The sequence below is a fragment of the Knoellia tibetensis genome (assembly GCF_048606415.1).
In the GTDB taxonomy this organism is placed as follows: domain Bacteria; phylum Actinomycetota; class Actinomycetes; order Actinomycetales; family Dermatophilaceae; genus Knoellia; species Knoellia tibetensis.
In genome coordinates this window covers 1,847,871-1,861,012 of the sequence record NZ_JBMBWF010000001.1, presented here as the reverse complement: position 1 = coordinate 1,861,012, position 13,142 = coordinate 1,847,871, and the positions used below count along the sequence as shown (strand labels likewise).

Below are 13,142 nucleotides of genomic sequence, written 5' to 3'. Positions count from 1 at the left end.
GCGCGGGACGCAGGACGCGAGCGCGACCGGGCGTCAGCAGCCGTAGGCGCTCGACCAGCCGCTCTTGATGCCGTTGCCCCAGTCGGTGATCGAGACCTCCTCGGGGTGGAGCCACGCGACCGAGTAGCTCGTGCCGGCCGCGCACGGGCTCGCCCAGAGGATCGTGCCCTGGGGTGAGCGCACGAAGAGCCGTGCCGTCGAGGACATGCCGGCGACCGACCCGGCGACGCGCGTGTTGCTCTGCCACTTCACCGTCGTGCCGGAGCGGTGGACGAGGTTCCCGTCGGGCTGCATCGTCAGGGTCTGGACGGGGGTGCCCTGGTGGTCGCCCCACCGGCTCACGAGCTTGCCGCCGCTCGGGAGGATCGCACCCGCGGCCATCCCAGTGGCCAGCGTGCCCGACTGCCACACGACCGATCCGGACGCGTTGAGGAGGAGCAGGTTGCCCCACTGGCTGATCTGGGCCCGGACGACGCCGCGGTTCGCGGTGTTCGAGTGCCAGAGCAGGTAGCCGTTGGACCGGCGCAGCGCGAGGTCGCCGTTGCAGTGCAGGGCGAGGTAGGTGCGGTCGGTGTTGGACTGGTAGCGCCCGGTCGGGTCGTTGCGGAACCACGTGCCGGTCGACCAGCTGTCGTAGCCCTTGCTCCCCCACATCGGCTGGGTCTCGGTGATCTGCAGGAAGTCCGGGGACACCTCGACGGCGAACTTGCCGTTGACGAGCCGGTCGTTCGTCGTCTCGGCGGTGATCTTCTGGCAGGCCGGCAGCGTCGACGACGTCGTCGCGACGGCCGGAGCGGTTCCCACGACCGGCGCCACCAGAGCGGTCGAGACGAGGACGACTGCGCCGAGGGCGGCTCGAAGGCGGGCACGGTTCACGCGGGCTCCAGTGGATGGGAGGGCTGGCCGGAGGTCCGGCGCGCAAGCATTCGACCACGACCGTGGCCCTCCCGCAGCGTGAACGGCGACAACCCCGCGGGCACCAGTAGCGTGACCGCCGTGAGCCCCCATCCCCTCGGCATCATCGCCGGCACCGGCTTCTACGACCTCGACGCGCTCGACGACGCCCAGCACGAGACGGTGCACACGGCATTCGGCACGACGGCGGTGACCCGGGGCTCGTGGCACGGGCAGTCGGTCGTCTTCGTCACCCGGCACGGGTCGGGGCACGAGGTGCCGCCGCACCGCGTCAACTACCGCGCGATCGTCCGGGCCCTCGACGAGCTCGGCGTCCATGACGTCGTCGCCATCAACGTCACCGGCGGCATCGACCCGGACCTCGAGGCGGGCGAGATCGTCTGCATCGACGACTTCCTCGACCTCACCCGCCGCCGCGAGTCGACCTTCCACGACGGCGACGGGCCCGCGGGCGTCGTCCACACCGACATGACCACCGCCTACGACCCGGTCCTGCGCCGGGAGCTGCTCGACGCCGCGAGCGCGATCGGCCAGCCGCTCGTCGACGGCGGCACCTACGTCTGCTTCGACGGACCCCGGTTCGAGTCGCCCGCCGAGATCAGGCTCGCCGCCCTCGCCGGAGGCACGGTCGCCGGCATGACCGGCGTCCCGGAGGTGACCCTCGCCGCCGAGGCCGGGCTCCGGTATGCCGCGCTCAGCCTCGTCGTCAACCCCGCGGCGGGTGTCCGGCCGGGTGAGCCGATCACGATGGACGAGATCAACGCGGTGCTGACGTCGGCGGCGCCCAAGGTCCTCGCCGTCGTCGACGAGCTCGTGCACACGAGGTCGGTCTTCAGGGTCGTCGACGGCGACGAGGTGGGGGCATGAGCCGGCTCGTCCTGCGCGACCTCGCCGTCGTCGTCACCGTCGACGCCGCCGACACCGTGCTGCGCGACGTCTCCCTCGCCGTCGAGGACGGTGTCATCACCGAGATCGGGCAGGTCGAGGTGCGCGAGGCCGACGAGGTCCTCTACGGCCGCGGCCGGCTCGCACTCCCCGGGCTCGTCAACCTCCACACCCACCTGCCGATGACCCTGTTGCGCGGCATCGCCGAGGGGGTCGACCTCCAGGGGTTCCTCGAACGGGTGTGGGCGGCCGAGGGCGCCGTCATGGACCCGGCCACCGTCGAGCTCGGGGCGACGCTCGGGGCGCTCGAGTCCCTGCTCGGTGGGTGCACGACGCAGCTCGACATGTACTTCCACCACGAGGCCGCCCACCGTGGCGCGGTGGCGGCGGGCGCCCGGCACGTCGGTGGGCCGACGTTCTTCGACGGCCCCGGGCCCGACGGTCTCTCGTGGGACGAGCGCATGGCCGGGCTCAGGGCGTGGCCGGACGTGCTGCGCGCGACGGGTGGTCCCGAGGTGCCGGTGGCCGCGATGCCGCACGCGACCTACACGAACTCGGTCGAGCACCTCTCCGAGGTCGCCTCGGTCCTGCGGGAGCTGACGCCGGCAGGGGTCCTGCACACGCACGCGTCGGAGAACGCAGCCGAGAACGCCGACCTCCTCGACCGGGTCGGTGCGACGCCCACCCAGCTGCTCGCCCGCGCCGGGTGGATATCACCTCGCCGTGACGACGGCGTCGCCGATGGGGTCCGGGCCGGGGAAGGGCCCCGAGTCGTGCTCGGTCACGGCGTCCACCTCACCGACGAGGACCGCGCCACCGCCGCCGCGGCCGACGCGGCCGTCGCGCACTGCCCCGCCTCCAACCTCAAGCTCGCCTCCGGGGCGCTGGACTGGCAGCGCTGGCGGGCGGACGGCATACGCCTCGGGATCGGGACCGACGGCTGCGCGAGCTCGAACGACCTCGACATGTGGCAGGCGATGCGCCAGGCCGCCCACCTCGCCGCGCTCACGAGCGGACACCCCGAGGTCGACCCGGCCCAGGTGCTGCGCGCCGCGACGATCGACGGCGCCACCGCGCTCGGCCTCGACGCCCTCGTCGGCAGCCTCGAGGTGGGGAAGCGGGCGGACATCGCCCTCATCGACCTCGACCAGCCGCACCTCACCCCGGTCCACGACGTCCCGGCGCTGCTCGTCCACGCCGCCGGGAGGGGCGATGTCACCGACGTCCTCGTGGATGGGATCATCGTGGTTCGCGAGCGCCGCAGCACCCAGGTCGACACTCCCGAGCTGCTCGACCGGTGCCGTGCACGCGCCCGCGAGGCCGCCACCGCCGCCCACGAGGTCGAGGAAGCCTGACCGATGCGCACTGCCGAGCAGATCGTCGCCGAGCTCAACATGCAGCCCATCCCCGAGGAGGGGGCATGGTTCGTCGAGGGGCCGCGCACGCAGGGGCTGTCCTCGATCCTCGTCCTCCTCACCTCCGCCGACGACGGGTTCTCGGCGATGCACAAGCTGGGGGTCGACGAGGGGTGGCAGTGGCTCGAGGGCGCACCCGCCGCGCTGCTCCGGCTCAAGGAGGGCCCGAAGCGCAACCACGGCACCCTCGCCCTCCTCAGCGCCCAGCGCCGGCAGATGCTCGTGCGGTCGGGGTGGTGGCAGGGCGCGGCCACGATGGGCGAGTGGACGCTGCTCTCGTGCTGGTGCAGCCCGGCCTTCCGCCCGAGGCACTTCACCCTCGGCGACCGCGACGACCTCACCTCGAAGTTCCCGACATATGCCGCCGAGATCGCCGCGCTCACCCGTCCCGACACCGGTGAGGTCGCCGAGCCGGTGGCCCTGGAGGCCCGCTCGCGGGCCCGCCGGGCACGCTCCTGACCTGCGGATTCCGACCGGCCAGTAACGACACGGCAACGGAATTCCAAGGCGCTCTCGGACCCTGTCGCCGACGGCTACCATTCGGGGGCATCCTGCACACCCCCAAGGAGTAAGACCTATGAAGGCCAAGCCTTTCCTCGTTGCGGCACCCGCCGCCCTCGCCCTCGTCCTCGCTGGCTGTGGCGGCAGCACCGGTGACAGCAGCTCCGACGGCAGCTCGGCCGCCCCCAAGGACTGCTCCTCGGCGGACGTGTTCTGCATCGGTCTCGTCACCGACACCGGATCGGTGGACGACAAGAACTTCAACCAGGCCGCATGGGAGGGCGTCAAGGCCCTCGAGGGTGACGGCGTCCAGACGAAGTACATCGAGACCAAGGACGCGAAGGACTACGCGAACAACCTCAAGCAGTTCACCGACCAGAAGTACGACGCCATCGTCACGGTCGGCTTCCTCATGGCCGAGGCCACGGTGACCGCCGCCAAGGCGAACCCGAACGTCAAGTTCATCGGTGTCGACCAGTTCCAGGACGACAAGGCGACCGCCCCCAACGTCACGGGCCTCATCTTCCCGGAGGCCAACGCGGGCTACGCCGCGGGCTACCTGGCCGGCCTCATGACCAAGACCAACAAGCTGGGCATCGTCCTCGGCGCCGAGATCCCCCCGACCCAGGCCTACGCCAAGGGCTACGAGCAGGGCTCCAAGGCCGCCAACCCCAAGGTCACGGTCGCGAAGGTCTACCACCCGGCCGGCGACAACGCCTTCTCCGACTCCCCGTGGGGCGCCGGCGAGGCCAAGAAGATGCTCGCGCAGGGTGCGGACTTCATCTTCGGTGCCGGTGGTGGCACGGGCAACGGTGCGATCGGTGAGGCCGCGAAGACCTCGGGCGCCGGCTCCTCCATCTACTGCATCGGTGTCGACGTCGACCAGTGGGAGACCGTCCCCGAGGCGCACCCGTGCCTCGTGACCTCCGCCGAGAAGAAGCTCACCCAGGGCACCACGGACCTGCTCCAGCAGGCCAAGGACGGCTCGATCAAGGGCGGCAACTTCGTGGGCACGACCGGCCTCTCGCCGTTCCACGACTTCGACTCGAAGATCCCCGCCGACGTCAAGACCAAGGTCGCCGACGTCATCAAGCAGCTCGAGGACGGCACGCTCAAGATCGCCTGATCCGCAGCACCCCGCTCGGCCCGACTCGGCGCCGTCAGCGGCCCGGCAGAACCTGTCGGACCCGTGACCGTGTCGGCTACAGTCCGAGCATGAATTCGACGGAACGGGTGCCCTCCCCGGAGGGCACCCGTTCCCTCGTTCCGCCCCCTGTCACGACACCCACGGAGAGTCATGGTTGACCCCGACCGCCCGCCGGCGAAGGACGCGTCGCAGACGCCCGCGCCGGACGCCGCCCCGCCGACGGTCCCCGTCGTGGCCGAGCGCGGCGCCCCGCCACCGCCCACCGGGCTGCTCGGCTTCCTCGTGCGTCACCAGGCGATCGTCGTGCCGCTCGTGGCGGTCGTCCTCGCGTTCGCCATCGGCGCGATCCTCATCCGGGCGCAGGGCTACAACCCGACCTACACCTACCAGCGGCTCTTCACCCACTCGTTCTTCACCGAGAGCGGCCTGCTCGCAACCCTCCAGAAGACGACGCCGCTCATCCTCGTCGGACTCGCCGTCGCGATCCCGCTCAAGGTCGGGCTCTTCAACATCGGTGGTCAGGGCCAGCTCATGGCCGGTGGCATCGGCGCGGCCTGGGTCGCCTACGCCCTGCGTGACCTCCCCGCTCCCCTGCTCGTCGTCGTCGCTGTCGTCGTCGCCGTCCTCTTCGGCGCCATGTGGGCCTCGATCGCGGCGCTGCTCAAGACGACCCGTGGCGTCCACGAGGTCATCTCGACGATCATGCTCAACTCGATCGCCGTCGGCATCATCGACTGGCTCATCAACGGCGGACCGCTCGCGGACCCGGGGCAGCCCTTCCCCGCGTCGCACGCCGTGCCGGAGCCCGCGCGGCTCGACCCGATCGGTGTCCTCCCGTGGGGCCTGCCGGTCGCCCTCGTCCTCGCCGTCGTCGTCGCGTGGATGCTCTCGCGCACGACCCTCGGCTTCGAGCTCCAGACGGTGGGCCGCAACAAGTTCGCGGCCGGGTACGCCGGCATCTCGACCACGCGCACGACCCTCATCGCGATGGCGATGTCCGGGGCGCTCGCCGGTCTGGCCGGGGCCTTCGAGCTCCTCCAGATCGAGCCCTACCGCTACCAGAACGGCATCGCCGGCTCGCTCGGGTTCGACGGCATCACCATCGCCCTGCTCGCCCGCGGCAACCCGCTCGGCACGATCCCGGCCGCAGTCCTCGTCGGCGCCATGCGGGCCGGCGCACCGACGCTCCAGTTCGAGCTCGGCATCCGCCCCGAGGTCGTCGACGTCCTCCTCGCGATCACCCTCCTCATGGTGTCGCTGCCCGTGATCGCCAAGTGGATCTTCCGCCGACACACGGTCAAGCAGACGCAGCTGGCCGGAAGCTGGGGTGCCTGACATGACCTGGGTGCAACGCAACAAGGTCTGGGCCGGGACGGCCCTGCTCGTCCTCGCCGCGGCATACGTCTTCTACTTCATCAACCCCAACATCGCCGTCTCGATGTTCTCGAACGCGTGGTTCCTCGCGGTGCCGCTCGTCCTCGGCGCGATGGTCGGTGTCATAGGTGAGCGCTCCGGCGTGGTCAACATCGGCATCGAGGGCCAGATGCTCGTGGGTGCGTTCGCCGGCTTCTTCGCCGCCGCCGCCGCGCAGTCGGTCCTCGTGGGTGTCATCGTCGGCGCGCTGTCCGGCATCGCCATGGGGGCGTTCCTCGCCTTCACGACGGTCAAGGGCCAGCTCGACCAGATCATCGCCGGTGTCGTCATCAACATCGTCGCCACGGGCATCACGTCCTTCTACTACGAGTCGGGCAAGACGATCCCGCGCGGCCTGCCGAACTTCGACGTGCCGCTGCTCTCGAAGATCCCGCTCATCGGCCCGGTCTTCTTCTCGGACGGACCGATCGCCCTCTTCGCCCTGGTCATCGCCTTCGTCCTGCACCTCCTGCTCTTCAAGACGCGGTGGGGTCTGCGGACGCGCGCCGTGGGTGAGTACCCGTCGGCGGCCGACACCGCGGGCATCAACGTCATCGGCCTGCGGCTCTTCAACGTCACGGCGGCCGGCACCCTCGCGGGCATCGCCGGCGCCTACCTCTCCATGGAGGCGACGAGCACCTTCGAGCGGGGCATGAGCTCGGGCCGAGGCTTCCTCGCCCTCGCCATCCTCATCTTCGGTGCGTGGCGACCGCTGCGCGCCCTTGCCGCCGCGCTCTTCTTCGGCTTCATGTCGGCGTCGGCGTCCCAGCTCCAGGCGAGCAACGTCGTCGACATCCCGCAGCAGTTCATCAACCTGCTGCCCTACGTCCTCACCCTCGTGGTCCTCGCCGCGGCCGCCGGTCGCGTCCGGGCCCCGGGTGCCGTGGGGCAACCGTTCGTGAAGGGCGACTGACATGACCCAGACCACGTCCGAGGCCCGCGAGACGCCCCCGTCGCGCGAGACCCTCCTCGAGATCGACGGCCTGTCGAAGTCGTTCGGCACCGTCCACGCCAACCAGGACATCTCCCTGCGGGTCGACCGTGGCGAGATCGTCGCCCTCCTCGGTGAGAACGGCGCCGGCAAGTCCACCCTCGTCAAGCAGATCTTCGGTCTCATGACGCCGGACTCCGGCACGATCTCGATCAAGGGCGACGCGGCCCGGATCAAGGACCCCAAGGACGCGATCCGCCGGGGCATCGGCATGGTGCACCAGCACTTCCAGCTCGTGCCCGTCATGACGGTCGCCGAGAACATGATGCTCGGCCACGAGACCGCCAAGGGCGGCATCCTCGACCTCGACGGCGCCCGCCGCATGGTCAAGGAGCTCTCCGCCAAGCACAACCTCGCCGTCGACCCCGACGCCGAGATCGAGGACCTCCCGGTCGGCACCCAGCAGCGCGTCGAGATCCTCAAGGCGCTCTCGCGCCGGGTCGACCTGCTCATCCTCGACGAGCCGACCGCCGTGCTCACGCCCCAGGAGACCGACGAGCTGCTCGGCGTCATGAAGGAGCTCGCGGCCGCGGGCACCTCCATCGTCTTCATCACGCACAAGCTGCGCGAGGTGCTCGCCGTGGCCGACCGCTGCTACGTCCTGCGCCAGGGCAAGGTCGTCGGCGGCGTCGACGACCTCACGAGCACGACGACGAGCGACCTCGCCTCGCTCATGGTCGGGCGCGACGTCGTCCTGCGCGTCGACAAGGCCGAGGCCACGCCCGGTGAGACGGTCCTGTCGATCAAGGGCCTCCAGGTCAAGGACGACCGCGGCCTGCCCGCCGTCGACGGCTTCGACCTCGAGGTGCGCGCGGGCGAGATCGTCGGCCTCGCGGGCGTCGAGGGCAACGGCCAGCGCGAGCTCGTCGAGAGCATCGCGGGCATGCGTCCGTCGATCGGCGGCTCGGTCCACCTGGGCTCATCGTCGGAGTCGGTCGACATCACGCGTTTCGATGCCCACGACACCAACAACGCCGGTGTCGGGCACGTGCCCGAGGACCGCGAGAAGCACGGCATCGTCGGCGGCTGGTCGATCGCCGACAACCTCGTCCTCAACCGCTACGACGAGGCCCCGTTCGCCAAGGGCTTCGTCCGCGACTTCGGCGCCGTGCGCGAGCACGCCGTCGCGCTCCGCGAGGAGTTCGACATCCGCTCGCCCAACGTCGACGTGCCCGCGGGCTCGCTCTCGGGCGGCAACAAGCAGAAGGTCGTCGTGGCCCGCGAGATGTCGGCCCGGCCGCGCCTGCTCATGGCCGCCCAGCCGACGCGTGGTGTCGACGTCGGCTCGATCGAGTTCATCCACCGCCGGATCGTCGAGGCCCGTGACGCCGGCGCCGCCGTCCTGCTCGTCTCCGCCGAGCTCGACGAGATCCTCTCGCTCGCCGACCGCATCGCCGTCATCCACGGCGGCAAGGTCGTCGCCGAGGTCGACGGCAAGGACGCCGACCGCACCGAGATCGGCCGCCTCATGGCAGGCGACACCGACCACTGAACGCGACGAACCCCCATATGCCGGCCGCCCGGCATACGGGGGTTCGTCACACCTTTACCGCCTGAAGTGGGAAGCGTGCACTCCGCGCGGGAACTGTCCTCGCACCCAGTGCACCGAACCCACCCTCAGTGGGATCCTGGCTGGCTGGTGGAGTCAGCGGCACTCGGCGGCGAGCCGGGCGACGGCGGACTCGGGCGGGGTGCCGTCGGAGGCGGCGATGTCCTCGGCCGCGGTGAGCAGCTCGGACTTCACGCCGAGACCCTGGGCGAGGTCGATCGCCGAGCCGAGGGCGGCGCGGTCGGCGTCGCTGAGGTCGCTGTCGGCGACAAGCGGGCAGATGGAGCCGCTCAGCTCCCGCAGGGCCGACTCCTTGGCCTGCGAGGTGGCCGCGGACGCCGCGTCGGAGGCGACGTCCTCGGCCGCCGAGCACCCGCCGAGGAGGAGGGCTCCGGCGAGGACGGGGAGGGCGAGGTGACGGGTCATGCGCCGAAGTCTTCCAGCCGTTCCTGAGCCACTGCTGACAACGACGGTGTGTCGCTGACATGGTGGACCCATGGCCACGACGCAGCCAGAGATGACGACGTCCACCCTCGAGCTGCCCGACGTGGACCTCGTCCACGACGTGCGCGGGCCGATCCCGACCGCCGACGGTCGCCCGCCGCTGCTCATGATCGGGCAGCCGATGTGCGCGGACGGGTTCGAGGCGCTGGCCCGTGAGTTCCCCGACCGGACGGTCGTGACCTACGACCCGCGCGGACTGGGCCGCAGCGCGACGCGGCGTGACGGCCGCCACGACCAGCACCCGCAGGACCAGGCGGCGGACCTGCACGCCCTCGTCGAGCACCTCGGCGCCGGGCCGGTCGACGTCTTCGCGAGCAGCGGCGGCGCCGTCACCGCGCTCGAGTGGGCCGTCGCCCATCCACAGGACCTCGCCACCGTCGTCGCGCACGAGCCGCCGTCCCTGTGGGCGCTGCCCGACGCGGACGCGGCCGTCCGCGCCACCGAGCGGGTGTCGACGGCCTACGCCGAGAAGGGCTTCGGCCACGGCATGGCCGAGTTCATCCGGATGAGCGGCTGGCAGGGTGAGTACTCCGACGACTACCTCGCGCTGCCGCCCGCCGACCCCGCGCAGTTCGGGCTGCCCACCGGCGACGACGGCTCGCGCGACGACCCGCTGCTCTCCGATCGGTCGACCGCGGTGACGTCGTCGCGCCCTGACCTCGACGCCCTGCGCAGCAGCCCGGTCCACATCGTCATCGGGGTGGGCGAGGAGACCGGCGACGCGGTCACCGCCCGGACCGCGCGGGGCGTCGCCGAGGCCACCGGTCTGCCGCTCGTCGTCTTCCCCAGCCACCACGGCGGGTTCGCCCGCGCGGACGGCCCCTGGCCCGGCAAGCCGGTCGAGTTCGGGGCGCGCCTGCGCGAGGTCCTCGACGACGATCCTGCCGCAAGCCGCGACACCGGGCTGTGACGAGACCCATACCTACGATCTCGTAACCTACGGGATCGTAGGTTACGCTGGCGTACGTGACTGCAACGCTGAACCCGACCGACCGGACCCGAGGCACGCGACGTCCCGCGCCGCTGACGGGGCTGCTCGACGGCGCGCGCAAGGTCGCCCAGGCCCTGGCGACCCCGCTCGTGCCCGCCGACTACCTCGACCTCCTCGACCCGCTGCGCGCCGGCGCCGACCTGCGCGGCCGCATCGTCGACGTCACCCCCGAGACGGCCGACTCCGCGACCATCACCATCCAGCCCGGACGCGGCTGGGCCGGACACGTCCCGGGCCAGTACATCCGCATCGGCATCGACATCGACGGCGTCCGCCACTGGCGCGCCTACTCGCTGACCCACCCGGCCGGCACCGGCGACGGCCTCATCACGATCACGCCCAAGGCGATCCCGGACGGCAAGGTGAGCAACCACCTCGTCCGCCAGACGAAGCCCGGCACCCTCGTCATGCTCGACCAGGCCACGGGTGACTTCACCCTGCCGGCGACCCTGCCCGACAAGGTCCTCTTCATCACCGCCGGCTCCGGGGTCACACCTGTCATCGGCATGCTCCGCAGCTCGCTCGACGAGCTCGACGACGTGGTGCAGATCCACTGTGCGCCGAGCGAGCGTGAGGCGATGTTCCGCGACGAGCTGCTCGCGCACTCCGTCGCCGGCCGGCTCCGGTTCCTCGAGAACCACGACGTCGTGGCCGGGGTCCTCGACCTCGCCACCCTCGACGACCTCGTCCCCGACTGGCGCGAGCGCGAGGCCTGGGTCTGCGGCCCGACCGGGCTGCTCGACGCCGCCGAGGCGCACTGGGAGTCCGCCGGCCTCGCCGAGCGCCTCCACGTGGAGCGCTTCCGTCCCAGCGTCGTCGAGCCGGGCGAGGGCGGCGTCGTCACCTTCGACCGCAGCACCGTCACCGTCGACGCCGACGGCGGCACCCCGATCCTCGACGCCGGCGAGGCCGCGGGCGTCCTCATGCCGAGCGGCTGCCGGATGGGCATCTGCTTCGGCTGCGTCGTGCCGCTGCGCGAGGGCGCCGTCCGCGACCTGCGCACCGGCGAGATCACCTCGACCGACGAGAACTCCGGCACCGTGCCGATCCAGACCTGCGTGAGCGCCGCCGCCGGCGCCTGCGCCATCGACCTCTGATCCAGCGAGAGACCCAAGGAGACACCCTCATGACCCTCGCCCCCGAACGTCCCGCCACCGCTGCCGCCCGCACCGGCGTCAACTCCCGCCTGTCCGTGACGAGCGCCGAGCCGCGCCCGCAGCGCCCCGAGCTCAAGAAGTCCGGCCGCCCCAACCCCGCCGCCCACCTCACCCCTGAGCAGATCGAGGAGATCGGGCGTGAGCTCGACGCGATCCGCGCGGAGGTGATGGACTCCCGGGGAGCCAAGGACGCGGCATACATCCGCAAGGTCATCAAGACCCAGCGCTACCTGGAGATGGGCAGCCGCGCCGCGCTCCTCTTCTCCGGCGTCAAGCTCAAGGGCGTCCGCCCGTTCTGGTGGATCGGCACGGCCGGCCTGTCCGTCTCGAAGATCCTCGAGAACATGGAGATCGGCCACAACGTCATGCACGGCCAGTGGGACTGGATGCGTGACCCGAAGATCCACTCGACCGCGTGGGAGTGGGACAACGCCTCCCCGTCGAGCCAGTGGAAGCACAGCCACAACGAGATCCACCACACGTTCACCAACGTGCTCGGCCGTGACAACGACCTCGGCTACGGCATCCTGCGCGTCGACGAGGACCAGCGCTGGACGCTCTTCTACCTCTTCCAGCCGATCTGGCACGTCGCCAACGCGCTGATGTTCGAGTACTCCATCGCCGCCTACGACCTCGAGCTCGGCGGCTACCTCGCCAAGCGCAAGCGCCTCTCCGAGGAGGAGAAGGCCGAGTTCCGCAAGAACGCGCAGGAGGTCGTCGAGAAGATCAAGCGCCAGGCGACCAAGGACTACGTCGTGCACCCGGCGATGGCTGCGGCGACCTTCACCGGCTCGACCCGGCACACCCTCACCGCCAACCTCGTCGCCAACCTCGTGCGCAACGTGTGGACCAACACCGTCATCATCTGCGGCCACTTCCCGCCCGGCATCGAGACCTTCGAGAAGACCTCGATCGAGGGCGAGACGCGTGGCGAGTGGTACCTCCGGCAGATGCTCGGGTCCGGCAACATCGCCGGCTCCAAGGCCATGCACGTCATGACCGGCAACCTCAGCCACCAGATCGAGCACCACCTCTTCCCGGACATGCCGAGCAACCGCTACGCCGAGATCGCGCCGAAGATCCGCGACCTCATGGAGCGCCACGACCTCAAGTACGTCACCGGCTCGCTCGCCAAGCAGGTCGGCGGCGTCTACTGGAAGGTCGTCGAGCTGTCGCTCCCCAACAAGGTCGAGGGCCGGCGCCGGCGCGACGTCATCCTCAAGGCCGCCAAGAAGGCCATCGGCGGCAAGGGTGGCCAGGGCCGCCGCTACTGACCGCGGGAAGAAAGGTCCCACGGATCGCGGCATAGACGTCGCGTCCGTGGGACCTTCGCGTTCCCCGACGCGACACGCTCGACACGCGGCACCAGATGTGGGTCCCACGACCGCCGACCGGTCCATATATGGTGGCGACCGCAGCTGGTTCGGCGCCCAACCCAGGCGCGTCGAGGCAAGAGGGAACCCGGTGGAAATCCGGGACTGCCCCGCAGCGGTGAGTGGGAACGACCGCCATCCCACACGGCATACGTGTCGTGTCGGCAGCACTGCGCCTTCAAGGGCGTGGGAAGCGATGGCCAGTAGGTGGCTTCGGCCAGGCCCATGAGTCCGAAGACCTGCCAGCGCACCGTGCCCGCCGGGTGCGGTGGTCCGACGCCGCGCGGGACGGCCGACGGCA

General features: G+C 70.9%; 12 protein-coding genes and 1 riboswitch. Of the genes, 10 read left to right on the top strand and 2 right to left on the bottom strand.

Features of this window, described 5'->3' with window-relative positions; all coding sequences use genetic code 11:
* Positions 1-33: 33 nt before the first annotated feature.
* Positions 34-876, bottom strand: a complete 843-nt coding sequence (locus tag ACOJV7_RS08560; protein WP_420189711.1) for a hypothetical protein — start codon at positions 874-876, stop codon at positions 34-36.
* 120 nt (positions 877-996) lie between these two features.
* Between ACOJV7_RS08560 and ACOJV7_RS08555 the strand changes: the two genes are divergently transcribed.
* From ACOJV7_RS08555 to ACOJV7_RS08525, 7 genes are all read left to right on the top strand, one after another.
* Entirely contained in the window at positions 997-1,782 is a 786-nt protein-coding gene (locus tag ACOJV7_RS08555) for an S-methyl-5'-thioinosine phosphorylase (RefSeq protein ID WP_420189710.1), read from the top strand.
* The gene (locus ACOJV7_RS08550; RefSeq protein ID WP_420189709.1) at positions 1,779-3,155 is read left to right on the top strand and encodes an amidohydrolase family protein; all 1,377 of its coding nucleotides are present in this window, start codon (positions 1,779-1,781) and stop codon (positions 3,153-3,155) included. The genes ACOJV7_RS08555 and ACOJV7_RS08550 overlap by 4 nt, the downstream gene beginning before the upstream one ends.
* 3 nt (positions 3,156-3,158) lie before the next feature.
* Positions 3,159-3,674: a cupin domain-containing protein gene (locus tag ACOJV7_RS08545; RefSeq protein WP_420189708.1), complete on the top strand. Its 516-nt coding sequence runs from the start codon at positions 3,159-3,161 to the stop codon at positions 3,672-3,674.
* A gap of 118 nt (positions 3,675-3,792) precedes the next feature.
* Positions 3,793-4,842 carry a BMP family lipoprotein gene (locus ACOJV7_RS08540; protein WP_420189707.1) on the top strand — a complete coding sequence of 350 codons (1,050 nt, stop codon included), beginning with the start codon at positions 3,793-3,795 and terminating at the stop codon, positions 4,840-4,842.
* Positions 4,843-5,013: 171 nt separating this feature from the next.
* A complete protein-coding gene (locus ACOJV7_RS08535) occupies positions 5,014-6,198 on the top strand; it encodes an ABC transporter permease (RefSeq protein ID WP_420189706.1) in 1,185 nt (394 codons plus the stop codon).
* Position 6,199: 1 nt separating this feature from the next.
* Complete coding sequence (locus tag ACOJV7_RS08530; RefSeq protein ID WP_420189705.1) at positions 6,200-7,189, top strand: ABC transporter permease; 990 nt, start codon at positions 6,200-6,202, stop codon at positions 7,187-7,189.
* 1 nt (position 7,190) lies between these two features.
* On the top strand, positions 7,191-8,759 hold the full coding sequence (locus ACOJV7_RS08525; RefSeq protein WP_420189704.1) for an ABC transporter ATP-binding protein: 1,569 nt from the start codon (positions 7,191-7,193) through the stop codon (positions 8,757-8,759).
* A 153-nt stretch (positions 8,760-8,912) separates the two neighbouring features.
* Here ACOJV7_RS08525 and ACOJV7_RS08520 read toward each other — a convergent pair whose 3' ends face one another.
* On the bottom strand, positions 8,913-9,242 hold the full coding sequence (locus ACOJV7_RS08520; protein WP_420189703.1) for a hypothetical protein: 330 nt from the start codon (positions 9,240-9,242) through the stop codon (positions 8,913-8,915).
* Positions 9,243-9,312: 70 nt separating this feature from the next.
* Between ACOJV7_RS08520 and ACOJV7_RS08515 the strand changes: the two genes are divergently transcribed.
* Genes ACOJV7_RS08515 through ACOJV7_RS08505 form a run of 3 tightly spaced genes read left to right on the top strand, consistent with a single transcriptional unit; the run spans position 9,313 to position 12,742 of the window.
* On the top strand, positions 9,313-10,230 hold the full coding sequence (locus ACOJV7_RS08515) for an alpha/beta fold hydrolase (RefSeq protein ID WP_420189702.1): 918 nt from the start codon (positions 9,313-9,315) through the stop codon (positions 10,228-10,230).
* Positions 10,231-10,286: 56 nt separating this feature from the next.
* Positions 10,287-11,408 (top strand): ferredoxin reductase, encoded by a 1,122-nt coding sequence (locus tag ACOJV7_RS08510; RefSeq protein WP_420189701.1) that lies wholly within the window; start codon positions 10,287-10,289, stop codon positions 11,406-11,408.
* Between the two features lie 29 nt (positions 11,409-11,437).
* Complete coding sequence (locus ACOJV7_RS08505; protein ID WP_420189700.1) at positions 11,438-12,742, top strand: fatty acid desaturase family protein; 1,305 nt, start codon at positions 11,438-11,440, stop codon at positions 12,740-12,742.
* A 143-nt stretch (positions 12,743-12,885) separates the two neighbouring features.
* Positions 12,886-13,088, top strand: a riboswitch (cobalamin riboswitch).
* Positions 13,089-13,142: the final 54 nt, after the last annotated feature.